The 19,589-nt window shown below is 73.9% G+C and carries 18 protein-coding genes and 2 pseudogenes; 3 read left to right on the forward strand and 17 right to left on the reverse strand.

Annotation, left to right across the window (positions count from 1 at the left end; genetic code table 11):
• Nucleotides 1–44: 44 nt before the first annotated feature.
• The 12 genes and pseudogenes from ABEB13_RS18640 to ABEB13_RS18700 all read right to left on the reverse strand — a co-directional run bounded on the left by ABEB13_RS18640 (nt 45) and on the right by ABEB13_RS18700 (nt 11,377).
• Nucleotides 45–1,052: a lysophospholipid acyltransferase family protein gene (locus ABEB13_RS18640; protein WP_345706400.1), complete on the reverse strand. Its 1,008-nt coding sequence runs from the start codon at nt 1,050–1,052 to the stop codon at nt 45–47.
• Nucleotides 1,049–2,108 (reverse strand): annotated as a pseudogene (locus tag ABEB13_RS18645) (NAD-dependent epimerase/dehydratase family protein). The gene ABEB13_RS18640 and the pseudogene ABEB13_RS18645 overlap by 4 nt, the downstream one beginning before the upstream one ends.
• A 205-nt stretch (nt 2,109–2,313) precedes the next feature.
• The gene (locus ABEB13_RS18650; protein WP_425559890.1) at nt 2,314–2,445 is read right to left on the reverse strand and encodes a 30S ribosomal protein bS22; all 132 of its coding nucleotides are present in this window, start codon (nt 2,443–2,445) and stop codon (nt 2,314–2,316) included.
• An 87-nt stretch (nt 2,446–2,532) separates the two neighbouring features.
• Nucleotides 2,533–2,748 (reverse strand): helix-turn-helix domain-containing protein, encoded by a 216-nt coding sequence (locus ABEB13_RS18655; protein WP_157818812.1) that lies wholly within the window; start codon nt 2,746–2,748, stop codon nt 2,533–2,535.
• A 254-nt stretch (nt 2,749–3,002) separates the two neighbouring features.
• Complete coding sequence (locus ABEB13_RS18660) at nt 3,003–4,199, reverse strand: acetoin utilization protein AcuC (protein ID WP_345706401.1); 1,197 nt, start codon at nt 4,197–4,199, stop codon at nt 3,003–3,005.
• Nucleotides 4,200–4,265: 66 nt separating this feature from the next.
• Nucleotides 4,266–5,464, reverse strand: a pseudogene (locus ABEB13_RS18665) (MFS transporter).
• Nucleotides 5,465–5,549: 85 nt separating this feature from the next.
• On the reverse strand, nt 5,550–6,203 hold the full coding sequence (locus ABEB13_RS18670) for an HAD family hydrolase (RefSeq protein WP_345706402.1): 654 nt from the start codon (nt 6,201–6,203) through the stop codon (nt 5,550–5,552).
• A 9-nt stretch (nt 6,204–6,212) separates the two neighbouring features.
• Complete coding sequence (gene proC, locus ABEB13_RS18675; RefSeq protein WP_345706403.1) at nt 6,213–7,037, reverse strand: pyrroline-5-carboxylate reductase; 825 nt, start codon at nt 7,035–7,037, stop codon at nt 6,213–6,215.
• Nucleotides 7,038–7,788: 751 nt separating this feature from the next.
• Nucleotides 7,789–8,241: an ATP-binding protein gene (locus ABEB13_RS18685; protein ID WP_345706404.1), complete on the reverse strand. Its 453-nt coding sequence runs from the start codon at nt 8,239–8,241 to the stop codon at nt 7,789–7,791.
• A 173-nt stretch (nt 8,242–8,414) separates the two neighbouring features.
• Entirely contained in the window at nt 8,415–8,996 is a 582-nt protein-coding gene (locus ABEB13_RS18690; protein ID WP_345706405.1) for a hypothetical protein, read from the reverse strand.
• Between the two features lie 92 nt (nt 8,997–9,088).
• Entirely contained in the window at nt 9,089–9,874 is a 786-nt protein-coding gene (locus tag ABEB13_RS18695; RefSeq protein ID WP_345706406.1) for an HAD family acid phosphatase, read from the reverse strand.
• Between the two features lie 138 nt (nt 9,875–10,012).
• A complete protein-coding gene (locus tag ABEB13_RS18700; RefSeq protein ID WP_345706407.1) occupies nt 10,013–11,377 on the reverse strand; it encodes a uracil-xanthine permease family protein in 1,365 nt (454 codons plus the stop codon).
• A gap of 170 nt (nt 11,378–11,547) precedes the next feature.
• On the opposite strand from ABEB13_RS18700, the gene ABEB13_RS18705 reads away from it, so the two are divergent.
• Nucleotides 11,548–11,997 carry a hypothetical protein gene (locus ABEB13_RS18705; RefSeq protein ID WP_345706408.1) on the forward strand — a complete coding sequence of 150 codons (450 nt, stop codon included), beginning with the start codon at nt 11,548–11,550 and terminating at the stop codon, nt 11,995–11,997.
• Nucleotides 11,998–12,097: 100 nt separating this feature from the next.
• The gene (locus ABEB13_RS18710) at nt 12,098–13,297 is read left to right on the forward strand and encodes an SCO2583/SCO2584 N-terminal domain-containing protein (protein WP_345706409.1); all 1,200 of its coding nucleotides are present in this window, start codon (nt 12,098–12,100) and stop codon (nt 13,295–13,297) included.
• Nucleotides 13,298–13,330: 33 nt separating this feature from the next.
• Here the strand turns inward: ABEB13_RS18710 and ABEB13_RS18715 are convergent, their stop codons facing one another.
• The gene (locus tag ABEB13_RS18715) at nt 13,331–13,810 is read right to left on the reverse strand and encodes an Lrp/AsnC family transcriptional regulator (protein WP_345706410.1); all 480 of its coding nucleotides are present in this window, start codon (nt 13,808–13,810) and stop codon (nt 13,331–13,333) included.
• A gap of 154 nt (nt 13,811–13,964) precedes the next feature.
• On the opposite strand from ABEB13_RS18715, the gene ABEB13_RS18720 reads away from it, so the two are divergent.
• Nucleotides 13,965–15,149: a trans-sulfuration enzyme family protein gene (locus ABEB13_RS18720; protein ID WP_345706411.1), complete on the forward strand. Its 1,185-nt coding sequence runs from the start codon at nt 13,965–13,967 to the stop codon at nt 15,147–15,149.
• Between the two features lie 14 nt (nt 15,150–15,163).
• On the opposite strand, the gene ABEB13_RS18725 is transcribed toward ABEB13_RS18720, so the two are convergent.
• The 4 genes from ABEB13_RS18725 to ABEB13_RS18740 all read right to left on the reverse strand — a co-directional run bounded on the left by ABEB13_RS18725 (nt 15,164) and on the right by ABEB13_RS18740 (nt 19,393).
• Entirely contained in the window at nt 15,164–15,721 is a 558-nt protein-coding gene (locus ABEB13_RS18725; protein ID WP_345706412.1) for a hypothetical protein, read from the reverse strand.
• A gap of 57 nt (nt 15,722–15,778) precedes the next feature.
• Nucleotides 15,779–17,623 (reverse strand): dihydroxy-acid dehydratase, encoded by a 1,845-nt coding sequence (gene ilvD, locus ABEB13_RS18730; protein WP_345706413.1) that lies wholly within the window; start codon nt 17,621–17,623, stop codon nt 15,779–15,781.
• A gap of 118 nt (nt 17,624–17,741) precedes the next feature.
• On the reverse strand, nt 17,742–18,512 hold the full coding sequence (locus tag ABEB13_RS18735) for a class I SAM-dependent methyltransferase (RefSeq protein ID WP_345706414.1): 771 nt from the start codon (nt 18,510–18,512) through the stop codon (nt 17,742–17,744).
• Between the two features lie 77 nt (nt 18,513–18,589).
• Nucleotides 18,590–19,393: a sugar phosphate isomerase/epimerase family protein gene (locus tag ABEB13_RS18740; RefSeq protein ID WP_345709724.1), complete on the reverse strand. Its 804-nt coding sequence runs from the start codon at nt 19,391–19,393 to the stop codon at nt 18,590–18,592.
• Nucleotides 19,394–19,589 lie beyond the last annotated feature (196 nt).

The raw sequence follows: 19,589 nt of genomic DNA on the forward strand, positions 1-19,589 counted from the left end.
CCCTCGCCGGGGTGCACGCTCCGCCGCGTCGTGGGCGCGGAAGGTCAGAAGAAGACCGAGCGCCGCTGGACGAGCAGCTTGTACAGGGTGTGCTGGATCGTCTCCCGGACCTGGTCGGCCAGGTTGAACACCAGCATCGGGTCGTCGGCGGCCTCCTTCGGGTAGCCGTCGGTCGGGATCGGCTCGCCGAACTGGATCGTCCACTTGGTCGGCAGCGGGACGGCCCCGAGCGGGCCCAGCCACGGGAACGTCGGCGTGATCGGCACGTACGGCAGGCCGAGCAGTCTGGCCAGCGTCCTGGCGTTGCCGATCATCGGGTACGTCTCCTCGGCACCGACGATCGAGCAGGGCACGATCGGCACCCCGGCGCGCAGCGCGGAGGCGACGAAGCCGCCGCGGCCGAACCGCTGCAGCTTGTAGCGCTCGGCGAACGGCTTGCCGATGCCCTTGAAGCCCTCCGGCCAGACGCCGACCACCTCGCCGCGCTCCAGCAGGGCCTGGGCGTCCTCGTTGCAGGCCAGGGTGTGCCCGGCCTTGCGGGCCAGCTCGTTCACGATCGGCAGCACGAAGACCAGGTCCGCGGCGAGCATCCGCAGGTGCCGGCGGTGCGGGTGGTGGTCGTGGATGGCGACCTGGGTCATCAGCGCGTCGAGCGGGATGGTCCCGGAGTGGTTGGCGACGATCAGCGCACCGCCCTCGGCCGGGATGTTCTCGGCGCCGCGCACCTCGATCCGGAAGTACTTCTCGGCGAGCGGCCGAAGCAGCGCGAGGAAGACCTCCTCGGTCAGCTCGCGGTCGAAGCCGAACTCGTCGACCTCGTAGTCGCCGGTGATCCGGCGGCGCAGGAAGGCCAGCCCGTCGGCGGCCCGGCCCTCCCAGCCCTTGCCGAGGACCCTGGTGGCCGTGACCCCGAGCCGGCCGGACAACGCCTCGCCCACGGCCTCCGCCAACCGGTCGGCGACCCCGGGCCGGGCGCCGCCGTGCCAGCTCGGCGCCGTCTCGATCGGAATGACCTTGGCCTCGGGCGGTTCGGTCTTGCGGGCGGCGGTCATCGCGGCATCGGCTCCTCGGGGTGTCGGCCACCGCCCTGGCCGAGCAGGCCGGCCAGCCGGTCGGTGACGGCGGTGAGGCGTTCGGGTGGCAGCAGGCCGGCGCGCTGGGCGGCGGCGAAGTCGGCGAAGGCCTCGGACGTGGTGTACCGGGGCCGGTAGCCGAAGGTCTCGCGCAACTGGGTGGTGTCCACGACCCGGCCGTGGGTGAGCAGTTGCAGCTGCTCGGGCGAGAAGTCGGCGAGCCGGGTCTGCCGGACGAGGCCGGCGACCAGCCCGAGCGCGGGCCCGAGCAGCGGCACGGTCGGCCGGCCGAGCCGGCGCGCGCACTGGGAGAGCAGCAGCACGCCCTCGCCCGCCACGTTGAAGGTGCCGGTGTTGGTGGTGCCCCGGCGGGCCTCCAGGGCGGCGAGCCGCAACACCTCGATGGCGTCGTCCTCGTGCACGAACTGCAGGCGCGGGTCGTGGCCGAGCACGGTCGGCAGCACCGGCAGCGCGAAGTACGCGCAGAGCGGGGTGTCGCCGGCCGGGCCGACGATGTTGGCGAAGCGCAGCACCGAGACGGCGACGTCGGGGCGGCGCCGGGCGAACCCCGGACGTACCCCTCGACCTCGGCCGCGTCCCGGGCGAAACCCCGGGTGGCAGCTGCTTCGGCTGCATCCGCTCGCCGAAGACCGCCGGGTCGCGGGGCGCGGAGCCGTACACGCCGGTGGTGGACTTCACCACCAGCCGGCGCAGGCCGTCGGCCTTCTGGCAGGCGCCGAGCAGCTGCATGGTGCCGATGACGTTGGTCTCCTTGACCACGGCGCGGCCGCCGGAGCCCATCGCGGAGACGCTGAGGTGCACCACGGTGTCGACGCCGTGCTCGGCGATGACCCGGGCGACGGCCGGGCGGCGCAGGTCGACCCTGGCGAAGGCGACGCCGGGCGGCAGCTCCTCGCGGGGCGGGCGGACATCCACACCGACCACGCGGTCGACGTCGCGGTGCCGGGCGATCTCCGCGGCGAAGCGGGCACCGAGATGCCGTGCCACGCCGGTCACGAGCACGACCTTGCCCACGCTGCTGAGCCCTCCTCGGTGTTGCCTGGGTGCACGGTACCGCGCCGGTGTTTCGGGGCCGAAAAGGCGCCACCGGCCGCGGGCCTCCCGAAACACGCCTGCCCGCCCGGGCAGGGCCCGGGCGGGCAGGGTGAACACCTGGTGCGCGCGCGAGGCGGCCTTGGGTGTGGCGACAGGCCCCCCGCGTGAGCGGGTTCGGCCGCGGTTACTTCTTGTTGCGACGCTGCACGCGAGTGCGCTTCAGAAGCTTGCGGTGCTTCTTCTTGGCCATACGCTTGCGACGCTTCTTGATGACAGAGCCCACGGAAAACCCTCGCTCACTCGGACTCTCGTCCATGGGAGACGGGAGTCCATACGACTGACGGAGGCCCTAGCCTACCGTCCGCCCGGGGTAAGCCGTAATCCAGGCCTGCCCGTGTCCGGCCTACGCGCTCTCGAGGTGCACGTAGGACTCCTTCAGGTACGCGTGGACGGCCTGCTCCGGCACGCGGAAGGAGCGGCCGACCCTGATGGCCGGCAACTCACCGCTGTGCACGAGCCGGTACACCGTCATCTTGGACACCCTCATCACCGAGGCCACCTCGGCCACGGTCAGGAAGACGACTTCCTGGAGGGGGCGTTCGCCGGAACCCATGCCCATCACCCGACCCTTACCCGTGTGCAAGGCACCGGCTTCCCCTCCGGTGACTCCACCGGCACACGTGTATCCCCAGAGTAGTTATGGGTGGTACCAGTGGGAAGAGGGGGATGGCGAAACCTTGTACGGTGCGCCATCCCCCCGTTGCAGTAGGTAGCCGTCCGCCCGCCGGGCACAGGAGGAACGCCTCCGGACGGCATGCGGGGCGCACCGGGGCACGGACGGCGCACACGGGGAGTGCGCCGCCGCCCCGGCGGTCAGGGCAGCAGGCCGTGGTGGGGCAGGACGGCCCGGCGGGCGGCGAGCACGGCCTGGTCCAGGCGGTCGGCCGGGTCGTAGCCGTCGTGGAAGTCCCGCCAGTCGGGGCCGACGCCGTCGGTCATCCGCAGCGGGGCCCGCTGCCGGGTGCGGCGGTACACCTCGGCGCGCCACTCCTCCGGGGTCTCGGCGGCCGGGTCGACCGGCCGCCCGGCGGCGGTGGCCACCAGGTGGGTCCAGGTCCGCGGGACGACGTCGACCACCGCGTAGCCGCCTCCGCCGAGCGCCACCCAGCGGCCGCCGGCGGTCTCGTGGGCGAGGCGGTGCAGCGACTGCGCGACGATCCGCTGCGCGTCGAGGCTGACCGCGAGGTGCGCCAGCGGGTCCTCCACGTGGGTGTCCGCACCGTGCTGGGTGACCAGGACCTGCGGCCGGAACGCGGCCAGCAGTTCGGGCACCAGGGCGTGGAAGGCCCGCAGCCAGCCGCTGTCGCCGGTGCCGGCCGGCAGCGGCAGGTTGGCGGCACTGCCGGGGGCGTCCGGGCCGCCGGTCTCGGTGGACCAGCCGGTCTCCGGGAAGAGCGTGGCCGGGCTCTCGTGGAGCGAGACCGTGAGCACCCGCGGGTCGTTCCAGAAGGCCTGCTGGACGCCGTCGCCGTGGTGCACGTCCACGTCCACGTAGGCGACCCGTTCGGCGCCGAGCTCCAGCAGCCTGGCGATCGCGAGCGCGGGGTCGTTGTACACGCAGAAGCCGGAGGCCCGGTCCGGCATCGCGTGGTGCAGGCCGCCGGTGAAGTTCACCGCGTGCGGGGACTCGCCGCGCCACACCGCCTCCGCGGCGGCCACCGACTGCCCGGCGATCAGCGCCGAGGCGCGGTGCACCGCCGCGAACGCCCAGTTGTCCTCGGTGCCCAGGCCGTGCCGCGGGTCGCTGCTCGACGGATCGGCGGCGACCCTTCGGACGGCGTCGATGTACTCGGCGGTGTGCACCAGGCGCAGCGTGGAGTCGCCCGCCGACGGCGCGGCGCGCACCGTCACCCCGGGGCCGCTGCTCAACCCGTAGGCGTCGACCAGGTGCTTGGTGAGCGCCAGCCTGGTCGGGTCCATCGGGTGGCCGGGGCCGAAGTCGTAGTCGGTGACCGCATCGTCCCAGAAGAGGTGCAGGCCGCAGGGGGTGTCATGCTCGGCGTCGGGCATGCTCCCACCGTAGTGGGTGCCCCCGGTGGCACCGTCGGACGGGCGGGGTGCCCCGGTGCCGCGGGCTCAGTGCACCTCCTGCGGGGTGGGCACGGCGCCGACCGGGGCGGGGGCGAAGTGGGCGCCGAGCGGGATGATCAGCAGCACCAGGAGCATCGGGGCGATCAGCGCCGCCCGGTAGGAGGTCGCGTCGCCGACCGCGCCGACCAGTGGGGAGCCGACCAGGAAGCCGACGTAGTTGAACAGGTTGAGCCGGGCGACGGCGGCGTCCGAGTCGGCCGGGAAGAGCCGGCCGCCGGCGGCGAAGACCTGCGGGATGATCGCGCAGATGCCGAAGCCGAGCACGGTGAAGCCCGCGATCGCCGCCCACGGCGCGGGCGCGACGGCGGCGATGGCGAAGCCCAGCGCGGCGGTCGCGGCGCCCGCCCGGACGACCCGGACGGCCCCCAGCGCTGCACGCCGCGGTCGCCGAGGGTCCGGCCGAGCAGCATCGCGACCATGTAGCCGAGGTAGGAGAGCTTGGCGACGTCGTCGGGGCTGTGCAGGGTGTCGGCCAGGTACTTGACGCTGTAGTTGGAGACGGAGGCGTCGGCGATGTAGGCGACGGCCATGGCCAGGCACAGCGGCAGCAGCGGCCGCCAGGGGATCGAGCGCCCGGCCGCCTCGGCGGCCTCGCGGACGGCGTCGCCGAGTTCGGCGGGCCCGGCGAAGCCCGTCCCGACCAGCAGGGACAGCGGGACGAGCACGGCGGCGGCGCCGCCGAACAGGACGGTCAGCGAGACGCCGCCGTGGGCGCCGAGGCCGGCGACGGCGGCGCCGACGATCCCGCCGAGGCTGAACGCGGCGTGGAAGCCGAGCATGATACTGCGGCCGTAGCGGTGCTGGAGGCCGACACCGAGCATGTTCATCGAGGCGTCCAGCGCGCCGACCAGCAGGCCGAACGCACCGAGGGCCAGGGCGAGCTGCCAGAGCGTGCCGCCGAGCCCGACGCCGGCCAGCGCCAGGCAGACGGCCGGCTGGACGATCCGCAGCACGGTACGGGCGCTGGTGCGCTTCACCAGCTGCTCGGAGGTGATCGAGCCGACTCCGGCGAGGATCGGCACGGCCGCCAGGAAGACCGGCAGCAGGCCGTCCCCGAGGCCGTACTGCCGCTGGATCTCCGGGATGCAGGTGACCAGCAGCGCGAAGGTGGCGCCCTGGAGCAGGAAGCTCACGGCGAGGGCCGCCCGGGCCTGCCGGAGCCGTCCGGTGGTGTCAGCCTGCATCGGGCCCTCGCTACTCGCCGGTATCGGTGTGTGGCGTGAGCGTAGATCCTGCGGAGGGATTCCGGGAGGGGGCGGGCCGGCGGGTTCAGCGCCCCAGCAGGGCAGGGACCTCGGCGAGGGCGGTGAACAGCCCGGTCGCACCGGCGGCGGTGAGCCTGGCCGGGTCCGTGAGTGCGGCGTGGCCGTACACGTCCATGCCGGCCGCGCGGGCGGCCAGCACGCCGTTCGGGCTGTCCTCCAGCACGAGGCAGCGCTCGGGCGCGACGCCCATCGTCCGGGCGGCGTGCTGGAAGAGGTCGGGGGCGGGCTTGCCGATCCCGACGTCCTGCGCGCTGAAGATCAGCTCCTCGGCGACGTGGCCGCGCAGGCCGGTGAGGTCGAGGGCCGTCCGGATCCACGCGTGGTGCGCGGAGGAGGCCAGGCAGTAGCGGACGCCGCTCTGCTGCAGGGTCTTGAGCAGCTCCTCGGCGCCGCGGACGGCGGTCAGCTCGGCCTCGAAGGCGGCGAACACCCGGGCGTGGAAGAGATCGTCGAAGCCGTCCGGCAGCGACGCGCCGTACCGCGCCCGGATCACGTCGTGCACGTGGTGCGCGGCGGTGCCCATGTAGTCCCGGTAGGAGTCCTCGACGGTGGTCGGGTACCCGAGCTCGGTCAGGTACCCGGCGAGCACCCGGTTGGAGATCGGCTCGCTGTCCACGAGCACGCCGTCATTGTCGAAGATCACCAGGTCGTAGGTCACCGGCCGAGCCTACTTGCCGCCGGCGGCGAGCTCGCGGGAGCGGTCGCGGGCCGCCTCCAGGGCGCCCAGCAGGGCGGCGCGCACCCCGTGGTTCTCCAGCTCGCGGATGGCGGCGATGGTGGTGCCGGCCGGCGAGGTGACCGCCTCCCGCAGCTTCACCGGGTGCTCGCCGGAGTCCCGCAGCATCACCGAGGCGCCGATCGCGGACTGCACGATCAGGTCATGGGCGACGCTGCGCGGCAGGCCGAGCAGGATGCCGGCGTCCGTCATCGCCTCGACCAGGAAGTAGAAGTAGGCCGGGCCGGAGCCGGACAGCGCGGTCGCGGCGTCCTGCTGGCTCTCCGGCAGCCGGATCGCCTTGCCGACCGAGCGGAAGATCTCCTCGGTGCGCGCCAGGTGGAGCTCGGTGGCGTGCGAGCCGCCGGAGATGACGCTCATGCCCTCGTCGACCAGGACGGGCGTGTTGGGCATCACCCGGACGACCGGGGTACCGGTCGCCAGCCGCTCCTCGAACCAGGCGGTCGGGATGCCGGCCGCCGCCGAGATCACCAGCCGGTCGGCGGCGACGTGCGGCGCGAGCTCGTCCAGCAGACTGCCCATGTCCTGCGGCTTGACGGCGAGGATCAGGGTGTCGGCCAGCTTGGCGGCCTCAGCGTTGGACACCGCGGTGACCCCGTAGGCGGCGGCGAGCTCGACGGCGCGTTCCGGCCGCCGGGCGGTCACCAGGACGTCCGCCGGGTGCGTGCCGGCCCGCAGCAGCCCCGAGAGCAGGGCCTCGCCGATCTTGCCGGTGCCGAGGAAGGCGATCTTCTGTCCGGATGCACTGGTGTCCATGGAGCCGCTCCTTCGTACGGTGCTGCCGCCATCCTTCCACCGGCGGCGCGGCCCGGGCGGAGGCGTCCGCAGCGTGGGCAATGCGGGCCGCAGCCACCCGGCGGGCGCGGCGGTGTCCGTCCGTACCGTGCCGGCCGGGCGGCGGCCGCTCGAACGGTCGGCTCTCCCCCACCCGGCAAGGAGCCGCACGACATGACGTACGCGATGAGGAGACGGTGATGGGCGGCGCTGACGCTGCTCGCCGTGACGGCCGCGGCGGTGCTCGGCCTCGGCCGCGGCACGGCCCGCGCCGCCGGCACCGTGCAGGTGCCGGGTTCGGCTCGGACCCCGGCAACCTGCTGACGTACCGCTGCACGCCGGCCGGGCCGGCCGGGCGGGGTCGGTCGTGGTCGCCCTGCACGGCTGCACCCAGTCGGCGTCGTACGGCGACCCGGTCGGCTGGACGCACTGGGCGGACGCCCGGGGCTTCGCCCTGGTGCTGCCGCAGCAGCAGGGCGCCAACAACTCCTCCTCGTGCTTCGGCTGGTTCCAGCCGGGCGACTTCACCCGCGACCAGGGCGAGGCGCTGTCGATCCGGCAGATGGTCGCCCGCAACTGCGGCTGCGCCTCGACCAGGCGCCCGCCACCACGGCCTACGTCTTCCTGCAGCGCGGCACGGGCGCCACGCTCACCGTCGACTACACGCTCTGACGCACCCCGGCCGTACCCGCCCCACGCGGGTGCGGCCGGTGCCGCGCGTCCGGGCCGGGTGTCAGAACTTTGCCGCCCCGGCCGTACAGACGCACCACACGATCTTGCCGACCCCGCCCGGCCGCGGCCGCACACCCCAGGCCGCGGCCAGCCGCGCGACCAGCCAGAGCCCGCGGCCCGACTCGTCCTCGGCCTCGGGGTCGGCCGGCGCGGTGCCGGCGAGCGAGCCGCCGTCCGGCGAGGCGTCGTGCACCTCGATCTCCAGCCCGCCCTCACCGAGGGCGAACCTGGCCAGCACCAGGCGGCCGCGCGGCGCCGCGGCGTGCGCGACCGCGTTGGCCACCAGCTCGCCCAGCAGCAGTTCGCCGTCGTCGGCATAGCGCGCACCGTCCGGGAGGCCGCTCAGGTACTCCCGGAGCAGCCGCCGCGCGATCCCGGCCGACCTGCGGTGGCGGGGCAGCCAGCACTCCCGGGCACCCACCGGGGTGGTCGTCGTCGGCAGCGTCTCGGGCATGGCGGAGCTCCTCGGGGCCGGGGGCGGTGCGCGATCACGGGCATGAGCATGGTCGGCGATCGGTCACCGTCCGCGAGCGGCTTGCTCCGTTCCGCTGCCGATCCCGGCCGCAGGGCGGTACCGTGACGGGTCATCGACAGATCCGCACCCCCGCGCGCCGGGCGCGGGGCGGCTCAGAAGGCGGCGAAGACCAGGCCGGCGACGACCGCGCCGAGCGCGGCACCGGCCAGGGTCTGGGCGGGTGTGTGGTCGCGCAGGCGCACCCGGGACCAGGCGACGACGGCGACCCCGGCCGCCCCGGCCAGCCACCAGGGGTCGAAGGCCTGCGCCAGCATGGCGAGGGCGCCGGAGAGCACGGCGGTGTGCACGCTGATCTTCCACCAGCGCGTGATGGGCCAGATCGCGGTGATGGTGGCCCACATCGCCGCGGTGAGGCCGACCATCGGCCGGGGTGCGGAGGTGAGCACCTGGAGGCAGATGCCCGCCGCGACGGAGGCGCTGATCGCGGGCAGGACGGTCATCCGCTTCTGGCGGTCGGTCAGGTGCCGGTCGGCCCAACGGCCTTCGGCGGCGGTGTGGACGATGAGGAGGATCGGGAGCACCGCGGCGAACGCGATGGCGATCGCCGCCCAGCCGGCTCCCCGCAGGCCGTAGAGGCCGCAGCCGATGATCAGGCTTACGGCGATGATCGTGTTCTTGGGGTCGGCCAGATCGGTGATCCGACGGGCGATGGCGCCCTGCTGGTCCGAGGTCAACGCCCTGCTCCGTACGTCGGTCGGGCAAAAGTGCATCGTAGACCGGGGCCGGCGGCGGGCGACGGGTGGGGCCCGCCGCCCGGCGCGGCACGTCAGGGCAGGTAGTACATCGGGTTCGGGATCTTGTAGGTCTTGCCGGCGTGGCCGCCGGACAGGTCGCTGTACTGGTCGCCGAAGTCCGCCACGATCTGGTAGCCGAGGCTCTCGATGTGGGCGCGGGTGCCGGACTTGTACTCGATGGTGGTGCAGGCGGCGCCGCAGGCCAGGTACGCCGGCGGGTTCTCCTTGTTCTTCAGGTACAGGTGCGAGGCGTCGGCCGTCGGGAAGCCCACGGCGGCGAGGTTCGCGGCGGTGTACGAGCGCTGCGCCTCCGGCCGGCCGGTGACGTAGAAGACGGTGTAGCCCTGCTGCTCGGCCCAGGACGCCAGGGTGTTCATCCCGAAGACGGCCGGCATGGTCTTGGTGGCGATGTACTGGGCGTTGCTGACGGGGTTGTAGACGAAGGTCGTCTCCAGCTCGTAGTTGTACGTCGACAGCGAGGTGTCGTCGACGTCGAGCACGATGGCCTTCTTCTTCCCGTGGTCGTGCCGGGCCTTGCCCTGCAGGTACTGCTTGGCGTCCTTCTCGATGCCGGCGACCTGCTTGGCGTAGTTGCCGGTGGCGGAGGGCCAGTGCTCGCCCTGGGCGTCGACGGTGTCGCCGTAGTAGGCCTTGATGTCGTTGACCTCAAGGGTCATGTTGGTGATCTGGCGGTCGCTGCGCGGCGCCTTGGTGTCGGCGACCGCGAAGCCGCCGCCGGCCACGGCGCCGCCGACGACCACGCCGACCGCGAGGGTGACGAGGGTCTTCGAGCGGTTCCCGAGGGTCTTCCCGAGCATGTGTGTGCCCCCTTCTGCCGCCGGGAGGAGGGCGCGGTTCGCCCGCCGCCGTACCGGCGCGCACGATGCTGGACGAAGGTACGGGCGGGTAACCATGCCGGTCAAGCAAACTCTATGCGCGTCGTCTACGCGCGGAGTCTACGCGCGCCGCACGGGGTCTGACGGGCCGTCGCCGGAAGTTCTGCCGGTGAGGTGCGCCGGGGCGAAGAACCGCAGGCCGTGGTAGCCGACGATGGTGACGAGGGTGCCCAGCGGGATGCCGTCGAGGGCGAAGTCCGAGGTGAACCTGAGCGAGACCCCGCCGATGCCGATGATGATCCCGGCCGCGGTCGGCACCAGGTTGAGCGGGTTGCCGAGGTCCACCCGGTTCTCGTTCCAGATCTTCGCGCCGAGCAGGCCGATCATCCCGTACAGCACCACGGTGATCCCGCCGAGCACCCCGCCCGGCACCGCCGCCACCACGGCGCCGAACTTGGGGCTGAGGCCGAACAGCACCGCGAACACCGCCGCGCACAGGTACGCGGCCGTGGAGTAGACCCGGGTGGCCGCCATGACGCCGATGTTCTCCGCGTAGGTGGTGGTCGCCGGGCCGCCGGCCGCGGTGGCGAGCACGCTCGCGGCGCCGTCCGCCGCGATCGCCCGGCCGAGGTCCGGGTCGAGGTCGTCGCCGGTCATCTCGGCGACCGCCTTGACGTGGCCCGCGTTCTCCGCGATCAGCGCGATGACCACGGGCAGCGCGAGCAGCACCGCGGAGGCCTCGAAGTGCGGCCCGTGCAGCGACGGCAGGCCGAACCAGTCCGCGTGCCGCACCCCGGACAGGTCGACCCGCCAGTGGTCGGTGACCTGCCCCGACGCGTCCGCGGAGTGGATCCGCCCGAACAGGCGGTCCGCCACCCAGGAGGCGACGTACCCGAAGATCAGGCCGAGGAAGACCGCGATCCGGGACGCGAAGCCCCGCGCGACCACCATCGCCGTGACGGTGAACGCCATCGTCAGCAGGGCGATCCACTGGTCCTGCGGCCAGTAGGTGCGGGCCACCACCGGGGCCAGGTTGAAGCCGATGATCATCACCACCGCGCCGGTGACCACCGGCGGCAGCACCGCGTGCACGATCCGCGCGCCCAGCGCGTGCACGGCGATCCCCACGGCGAACAGCACCGCACCGACGACCAGCATCGCCCCGGTGACCGCGGCGGTCCCGCCGCCCGCCGACCGGATCGAGGCGGCCACCCCGACGAAGGCCAGGCTGCTGCCCAGGTAGCTGGGGATCCGGCCGCGGGTGACCAGCAGGAACAGCATCGTGGCCACGCCGCTCAGCATCACCGCGAGGTTCGGGTCCAGGCCCATCAGCACCGGGGCCACGAAGGTCGCACCGAACATCGCGACCACGTGCTGGGCGCCGAGCCCCGCCGTCCTGGGCCAGGAGAGCCGCTCCCCGGGGCGGACGACCTCCCCGGGTGCCGGTGTCCGGCCGTCCCCGTGCACTGTCCAGCCGAGGCCCATGTCGTACTCCCTGGTCCGGTGTGATCGTCGGCCATGCTGCCACGGCACGGCCCGGGCGCCCGGGAGCCCGCGGACGGCACGCGGCACGGCCCGTCCCACGGCTCGCGCTCGGGGAATCTCCGGGTTTGCCCCTATGGCTTTCCAGGGGTGACCGGGCGCACCGTGGAGCCATGGGACACGGAGATATGTCGCGAAGTGAGAACCGCCAGGTCGCCGTCGCGGCGGCGACTCTGGGCCCCTGGCGGACGGCCGCGGCCGTCGGCACCGTGGTCGGTGGCGCCGCCCTGGGCGTGGACGTCGTCACGGGCCACTGGTCGTTGGACATCCTGGCCGGCCCGGTCGGCCTCGGGCTGTTCTTCTTCTTCCTGGTCGGCACGGTCGGCGGGCGGCTGCGCAAGGACGACGGGGACCGCCGGCTGCAGCGCTGGGCCGACGCGCACCCCTGGCAGTCGGCACTGCCCGCGGCCGGCGCGCTCTGGGTGCTGAACACCCTGGCGATGACGCTGCTGGGCAGCTCCGGGCTGATCGGCGCCCTGTTCACCTCCCTGCTGCCGGCCGGTCTGCTGCTCGCGATCGCGGGCGTGGTCGGGTCGGTGAAGCAGGCCAGGAAGCGCGGCTGACGGACGAAAAGGCCGAAACCCGCACGGAAGGGCAGCCGTGCGGGCACCGGCCGCGCACCCGCCCGCAGAGCCGCCGAAGGCCGTCTGCATACTTTCGCGCGTGCCGACAGTCGAAGATCCCGAACCGCGTTCCGACGACCCCTTCGAGGGGCTCGTCCTCGACGACGAGTTCGTCCGCGCCGCCGCCGTCAAGGAACAGTCCGGACGGGCCCGGATGCTCGCCGCCCGGTGGCGGCACACCCCGCCGCAGGCGGAGTCGTGGCGGGCGTCCGCCGACGTGCCGCGGATCCGCCGGGGCCTGTTCGGGCGGCGCGCGAAGCGGGTCGACCGGCCGGCCGCGCGCGCCGGCCGCAGCGGCTGGTGGAGCGGGCTGGGCGTGGCCCTGTCCGTCTGTGTCGTCCTCGGCCTGATCGCCCTGGCCGGCGCCGCGGACCGGCAGCCGGGCCCGGCGGCGCTCCCGCCGGTCGGCCCGGAGACGGCCTCGCCGACGGCCGCGCCGCCCAGCGTCGCCCCCGACACGCCCACCGTCGAGCACCCGTGGGCGGGCTCGCCCGCCGAGGCCTGGCCGGCCGGGGCCGACGGGATCACCGTCCCGGACGCCACCGCGGTCGGGGTGTACTCCCGCAAGGAGGTCGCCGCGCAGCTCGCGGCCGTCCGCAGCTTCCTCGTCCTCACCGCCGTCGACCCGAAGACGCTCGCCGGCGACACCCCGCAGGCCGCGCTCGACCTGCTGGACCGGCAGGAGAAGGCCCGGCTGGGCAAGGCCGTCGCGCACCCCACCGAGGCGGACGACCCGACCGTCTGGCTGAGCCGCTTCGACCCCCGGCTAGCCGTCCCGGTCACCGACGTGGTCAAGGTCCAGGGCCGGACGACCTTCGAGGGCGACGGCAAGCACGGCCTGGTGGTGCACACCGACTACACCTACGTGTACGCGCTGCGCCCGGGGCCGGACGTCGGCAAGGAGCCCGCCTCACCCGCCCCCGGCAGCACGGCCAGGCCGGTGCTGTGGCAGGACGGGACCGACTCCCCCGTGGTGGAGCGGGAGATCGTCCGCCGGGAGCTGGACTTCACCTTCTACGACCCGGCGCACTACATCGTGCAGCGCGGCAAGCCCGTCCTCACGCACATGCAGGCGGACTTCGGCAACAACGTCTGCGACACCTCGGGCGGCTACCTGGTGACGAGCTTCCCGCAGACCCGGGAGAGCGTCGGCCCGACCGGCGGGGCCACCATCGACCCGTACGACCGCAGCAAGCCGATGGAGCAGGGCGGCGGCTGCGGCACCCTCTCGCGCAGCTGACCCCGTCCCGGGCCGCCGCGGCGGCCGGGGCGGTCAGTCCGGCGCGGTCGGGGCCGCACCGCGGACGTGACCGAAGATCAGGCTGGTCTCGGTGTGCTGGACGGCCGGGTGGGCCGTCAGGTGCTCCAGGACGAAGTCGCGCAGCGCGTCCGTGTCGGCGACGGCCACGTGCAGCAGGTAGTCGTCCGCGCCGGCCAGGTGATAGGCGGCCACCACGCCCGGCAGCCGCGGGATGCCCCCGGCGAAGCTGCGGATCTGCTCGCTGGTGTGGGCGTGCAGCCGTACCGCGATCATCGCCTGGATGCCGAGGCCGGTGGCGGCCGGGTCCACCTCGGCGTGGAAGCCGCGGATCACCCCGCGCTCGCGCAGCGCGCGGATCCGGCCCAGGCAGGTCGACGGGGCGATGCCGACGGCCTCGGCGATCGCATTGTTCGGCATCCGCGCGTCCGCCACCAGCAGCCGCAGGATGGCGCGGTCGACCGGTGCGAGGGCGGGTTGCGGATTCTTCGGCACGGGGGCCACCTTCGGCCGCCGACCCGAACATCCGCAAGACCTACCGACCGGTATCCGAATGTTCTTCCGAAGCCTGGCCCTCCGGCCGCCGCCTCTTCGACCATGGGCGCACCCCCACCGCCCTTCGGGGCACCGCCCGTTGAGGAGGCCACCCATGCCGCACCCCGACACCCTCACCGCCCACCCGGACACCCGGGCGGTGCACGCCGGCCGCGCCGACCTGCGCGGTCTCGGCGTGCACGTCCCGCCGATCGACCTGTCGACCACCAACCCGCTGCCCGGGGTCGAGGCCGGCGGCGACAGCTACGAGGCACTCGCCACCGGCGGGCTGCTCCCGGACGGCGGCAGCGCCGTCTACCAGCGGCTGTGGAACCCCACCACCGCCCGGTTCGAGCAGGCCCTGGCCGAGCTGGAGGGCTGCCCGCAGGCGGTCGCCTTCGCCTCCGGCATGGCCGCGCTCAGCGCCTGCCTGCTCGCCGCCCGGGCCGAGGGCCGCGGGCACGTGGTGGCCGTCCGCCCGCTCTACGGCGGCACCGACCACGTGCTGGCCACCGGCCTGCTCGGCACCGAGGTGACCTGGGCCCGCGCCGAGGACGTCGCGGACGCGCTGCGGCCGGACACCGGACTGGTCGTGGTGGAGACCCCGGCCAACCCGACGCTGGAGCTGACCGACCTGGCCGCCCTCGCCGCGCGCTGCGGCGAGGTGCCGCTGCTGGTCGACAACACCTTCGCCACGCCCGTCCTCCAGCAGCCCGTCCGGCACGGCGCGACGATCGTGCTGCACAGCGCCACCAAGTACCTCGGCGGGCACGGCGACGTGCTGGCCGGCGTGGTCGCCACCGACGCCGCCTGGGCCGAGCGGCTGCGCCGCGTCCGGGCCGTGACCGGCGGCATCCTGCACCCGCTGGCCGCGTACCTGCTGCACCGCGGCCTGCAGACGCTGCCGCTGCGGGTGCGCCACCAGACCGCGGGCGCCGGGAAGCTGGCCGCCTGGCTGGGCGGCCGGCCGGAGGTCGAGCGGGTGTACTACCCGGGGCTGCCGGACTGCGACCCGCAGGGGCTGGTCGGGCGCCAGCTGGCGGGCGCCGGATCGGTGCTGGCGTTCTCGCTGCGGGACGGCTACGAGGCGGCGGCGCGGGTCGCCGCGGGCTGCGGGCTGATCACCCACGCGGTGTCGCTGGGCGGGGTGGACTCGCTGATCCAGCACCCGGCCTCGCTGACCCACCGGCCGGTCGCCGCCGAGGCGCGGCCGCACCCCGGGCTGCTGCGGCTGTCGGTCGGGCTGGAGGAGCCGGACGACCTCTGCGCCGACCTGGCGCGGGCCCTCGCCGCGGGCTGACCGGCCGCCTGCGCTCAGCGCCGCCGCTTGGTCCCGGGACGGCCACCGCGCTCGGCCCGCCGCCGCTCGTGGCGCTGCAGGGCCTGCTCGTACGCGGCCCGGTGGACGGACTCGCCGGGGGCCTCGACGAGGCTGCGGAAGAAGTAGACGGCGAGGGCGCCGACCCCGCCGATCAGCCAGACCGCACCGAGCGAGCGGTCCTCGGCCATCCAGCCGGTCAGCGCGTCGCGGCCCTCGGTGAGGACCTTCCAGGTGCGCATCGCGGCCAGCGCGGTGCACACCGCGATGGCGGCGACCAGCAGCACGTTCACCAGGCCGCCGGCGTGCGACATGCCGACCCCGCCGACCGCGAAACGCAGCAGGAGGGCGCCGGCGGCGGTGCAGATCAGCGCCCCGAGCGGCACCAGCACCCGGCGCAGCCGGTAGCCGCCGTCGTGCTCGACCCAGGTCGTGCCGAACCAGCGGATCGGCTCCGGCGCGGGGGCGGCGGCGGGCTGCTTGCGGGGGTGCTCTGCTCGTCCACAGGTCCGATTATCGCCCGATGCCGGAGGGGAACGGCGCAGGAGCCGCACCCCGTGCGGGGTGCGGCTCCTGCGAAGCGCTGCGCTGCCGGTGGCGGCCTGCCGGGCTCAGCCGAGCTTGCTGACGTCCCGGACGGCGCCCTTGTCGGCCGAGGTCGCCATCGCCGCGTACGCCTTCAGCGCCTGGCTGACCTCGCGCTCGCGGTTCTTCGGCCGGTAGCCGCCCTCGGACTCCAGCTTGAGCCGGCGCTCGTGCAGCTCCTCGAAGGAGACCTGGAGGTCGACCTTCCGGGCCGGGATGTCGATCGCGATGATGTCGCCGTCCTCGACCAGGGCGATGGTGCCGCCGGAGGCAGCCTCGGGCGAGGCGTGACCGATCGACAGGCCCGAGGTGCCGCCGGAGAACCGGCCGTCGGTGATCAGCGCGCAGGCCTTGCCCAGGCCCCGGCCCTTGAGGAACGAGGTCGGGTAGAGCATCTCCTGCATGCCCGGTCCGCCCTTGGGGCCTTCGTAGCGGATGACGACGACGTCGCCCTCCTTGACCCGCTTGGTGAGGATCGCGTCGACCGCGTCCTCCTGGGACTCCAGCACCACGGCCGGGCCGGAGAAGGTCCAGATCGACTCGTCGACGCCGGCCGTCTTCACGATGCAGCCGTCCTCGGCGAGGTTGCCGTACAGCACGGCGAGGCCGCCCTCGACCGAGTACGCGTGCTCGACGCTGCGGATGCAGCCGTTCGCCGCGTCGGTGTCCAGGGTGTCCCAGCGCTCGGACTGCGAGAAGGCGGTGGCCGAGCGGACGCAGCCGGGGGCGGCGTGGAACAGCTCGACGGCCTCCGGGGACGGCGAACCGCCACGGATGTCCCAGGTCTTCAGCCACTCGTCGAGCGAGCCGGAGTGCACGGTGTGCACGTCCTCGTTGAGCAGCCCGCCGCGGTAGAGCTCGCCGAGGATCGCGGGGACGCCACCGGCCCGGTGCACGTCCTCCATGTAGTACGAGCCGTTGGGCGCGACCTTGGACAGGCACGGCACCCGGCGCGAGATGGCGTCGATGGCCCGCATGTCGAAGTCCACCTCCGCCTCCTGGGCCGCGGCGAGCAGGTGCAGGATGGTGTTGGTGGAGCCGCCCATCGCGATGTCCAGTGCCATGGCGTTCTCGAACGCGGCGCGGGTGGCCACGTTGCGCGGCAGGACGGAGTCGTCGTCCTGGTGGTAGTGCCGCTTGGTGATCTCGACGACGGTGCGGCCGGCGTCCTCGTACAGCGCCTTGCGGGCGGTGTGGGTGGCCAGCACCGAGCCGTTGGCGGGCAGCGAGAGGCCGATCGCCTCGGTGAGGCAGTTCATCGAGTTGGCGGTGAACATGCCCGAGCACGACCCGCAGGTCGGACACGCGTTCTCCTCGATGATCGCGATGTCCGCGTCCGAGACGTTCTCGTTGACGGCGTCGGAGATCGCGTTGACCAGGTCGAGCTTGCGGACGGTGCCGTCGACCAGGACGGCCTGGCCGGCCTCCATCGGGCCGCCGGAGACGAAGACCGTCGGGATGTTGAGGCGCAGCGCGGCCATCAGCATGCCGGGGGTGATCTTGTCGCAGTTGGAGATGCAGATCAGCGCGTCCGCGCAGTGCGCGTTCACCATGTACTCGACCGAGTCGGCGATCAGGTCGCGCGAGGGCAGCGAGTACAGCATGCCGGCGTGGCCCATCGCGATGCCGTCGTCCACCGCGATGGTGTTGAACTCGCGCGGGATGCCGCCGGCCTCCTTGATCGCCTCGGAGACGATCCGGCCCACCGGCTGCAGGTGGGTGTGGCCGGGCACGAACTCGGTGAAGGAGTTGGCCACCGCGATGATCGGCTTGCCGAAGTCCTCCCGGGCTACACCCGCCGCCCTGAGAAGGGCACGGGCACCCGCCATGTTGCGGCCGTGGGTGACGGTACGGGACCTCAGCTCGGGCATGCGCTCCACTCCTTCGGGGCCTGCGACGGCCGCTGCGCTGGTGGGAGGGTGCACGGCCGCTGTCCTACCGAGATTACGCCTCCCCGTCCGGGCGACGGACGCGCTGTCCGCGATGCGGTCAGCGCGTCCCGGGTGCGCGGGCCACGAAGAGGTCGAGCACGTACGGCTCGGCGATCAGCCCGTCGGGGAAGTCGGCCAGCAGCGCCGCCCGCTCCGCCGCCAGCACCGGGGCCTGCTGCTCCGCGGACAGCACGGCGAAGTACGACCGCGACGTCAGGTCCGTCAGGTGGCTGTCGAGGGTGACCTGCCGCTCCCAGTGCAGCCGCACGGTCTCCACCTCCAGGCCGTACTCGACCAGGGCCTCGGCGCCGTCGATCACCCCGCCGTAGTAGTGGTACGAGGGGAGCGCGGCCGCCAGCCGCTGCTCCTGGGCGGAGATCCAGTCGGCGGCACGGTCCTTGACGTTCCACCACAGCGCGAGCGCGCCCCCGGGGCGCAGCACCCGCAGGGCCTCCGGGACGGAGCGGGCCGGGTCCGTCCAGTGGAAGGCCTGGGCATAGGTGACGAGGTCCGCGGAGTCCTCGTGGCAGGGCAGCTCGTCGCCCGTCCCTTTCACCACCGGGATCTGCGGGGTGACCTCGTGCAGCCGGGCGGCCATCCCGGCACTGGGCTCGACGGCGATCACCCGGGCTCCCCGGGCGGCCAGCAGCCGGGTGGCGATGCCCGTCCCGGCGCCCACGTCGAGCACGTCGGCACCGGCCAGCGGGCGCGCCGCGAGGCGCTCCAGCTCGTCGAACAGCTCGTCCGGGTAGGACGGCCGGGCGGCGTCGTACTGTGCGGCGACCGGGCCGAACGACATGGCATGGGCCTGGAGCTGAAGATCCGTCATGATCCCCTCCGTGTGCGACCGGGCTGCCGCCAGCCTACGCCGGGCCCCGCGGGCGCCGGGCGGCGGGCCCGGGCCCGTCAGACCCGGCGGGCCGGGGCGGCCAGGTGGAGCCGGGTGAAGGCGAGGGCCTCGGCGAGGTCGGCCTCGCGTTCGGCGGGGGTGGCCGAGCGGCGGGTGTTGACCTCCAGCACGACGTGGCCGTCGAAGCCGTCGCGGGCCAGGCGCTCCAGCAGCGGCGCACAGGGCTGCCGGCCCCGGCCGGGGATCAGGTGCTCGTCCTTGCCGGAGCCGGAGCCGTCGGCCAGGTGGACGTGGGCCAGCCGGTGCCCCATCCGGTCGGCCATCTCCAGGGCGTCGATCCGGGAGGTCGCGGCGTGCGACAGGTCGATGGTGAAGTGCCGGTAGTCCTCGTCGGTGACGTCCCAGCCGGGCGCGTAGGCCAGCATCTCGCGGTCCTTGTAGCGCCACGGGTACATGTTCTCGACGGCGAAGCGGACGTCCGTCTCCCCCGCCATCCGGCCGATGCCCTGGACGAAGTCGCGCGCGTACTGGCGCTGCCAGCGGAACGGCGGGTGCACCACGACGGTGTCCGCGCCGAGCTTCTCGGCAGCGGCCCGGGCCCGGACGAGCTTCGTCCAGGGATCGGTGGTCCACACCCGCTGGGTGATCAGCAGGCACGGCGCGTGCACGGCCAGGATCGGCATCCGGTGCGCGTCGGAGAGCCGGCGCAGCGCCTCCAGGTCCTGGCTGATCGGGTCGTTCCAGACCATCACCTCGACGCCGTCGTAGCCGAGCCTGGCGGCGAGTTCGAAGGCGGTCGCGGTGCTCGACGGGTACACCGAGGCGGTGGAGAGCGCCACCTTGGTGTCGGGGACGTGCAGGCCGGGGTGCGGGGGCAGCACGAGGCGGTCGGTGGTGCGCAGCAGCGGGGCGGCCTGCGGCAGCTTGCGGCGGGCCTCCTTCACGGCGCGGGCGACCTTGGCCACCTTGGCCGTCCTGGCCGCGGTCACCGACTGGACGGACTTCGCGGACTTCGCCGTCCGGGCGGCTGCGCCCTTGGCGGTGCGGGAGGCGGCC

The organism is Kitasatospora paranensis, assembly GCF_039544005.1.
GTDB lineage: Bacteria > Actinomycetota > Actinomycetes > Streptomycetales > Streptomycetaceae > Kitasatospora > Kitasatospora paranensis.

Excerpts from the sequence above, each read along its gene's own strand:
- ABEB13_RS18640 (WP_345706400.1), bottom strand. The coding sequence starts at position 1,052 with ATGACCGCCGCCCGCAAGACCGAACCGCCCGAGGCCAAGGTCATTCCG.
- ABEB13_RS18650 (WP_425559890.1), bottom strand. The coding sequence starts at position 2,445 with ATGGACGAGAGTCCGAGTGAGCGAGGGTTTTCCGTGGGCTCTGTCATC.
- ABEB13_RS18655 (WP_157818812.1), bottom strand. The coding sequence starts at position 2,748 with ATGGGCATGGGTTCCGGCGAACGCCCCCTCCAGGAAGTCGTCTTCCTG.
- ABEB13_RS18660 (WP_345706401.1), bottom strand. The coding sequence starts at position 4,199 with ATGCCCGACGCCGAGCATGACACCCCCTGCGGCCTGCACCTCTTCTGG.
- proC (WP_345706403.1), bottom strand. The coding sequence starts at position 7,037 with ATGGACACCAGTGCATCCGGACAGAAGATCGCCTTCCTCGGCACCGGC.
- ABEB13_RS18685 (WP_345706404.1), bottom strand. The coding sequence starts at position 8,241 with ATGCCCGAGACGCTGCCGACGACGACCACCCCGGTGGGTGCCCGGGAG.
- ABEB13_RS18695 (WP_345706406.1), bottom strand. The coding sequence starts at position 9,874 with ATGCTCGGGAAGACCCTCGGGAACCGCTCGAAGACCCTCGTCACCCTC.
- ABEB13_RS18700 (WP_345706407.1), bottom strand. The coding sequence starts at position 11,377 with ATGGGCCTCGGCTGGACAGTGCACGGGGACGGCCGGACACCGGCACCC.
- ABEB13_RS18705 (WP_345706408.1), top strand. The coding sequence starts at position 11,548 with ATGGGACACGGAGATATGTCGCGAAGTGAGAACCGCCAGGTCGCCGTC.
- ABEB13_RS18720 (WP_345706411.1), top strand. The coding sequence starts at position 13,965 with ATGCCGCACCCCGACACCCTCACCGCCCACCCGGACACCCGGGCGGTG.
- ilvD (WP_345706413.1), bottom strand. The coding sequence starts at position 17,623 with ATGCCCGAGCTGAGGTCCCGTACCGTCACCCACGGCCGCAACATGGCG.
- ABEB13_RS18735 (WP_345706414.1), bottom strand. The coding sequence starts at position 18,512 with ATGACGGATCTTCAGCTCCAGGCCCATGCCATGTCGTTCGGCCCGGTC.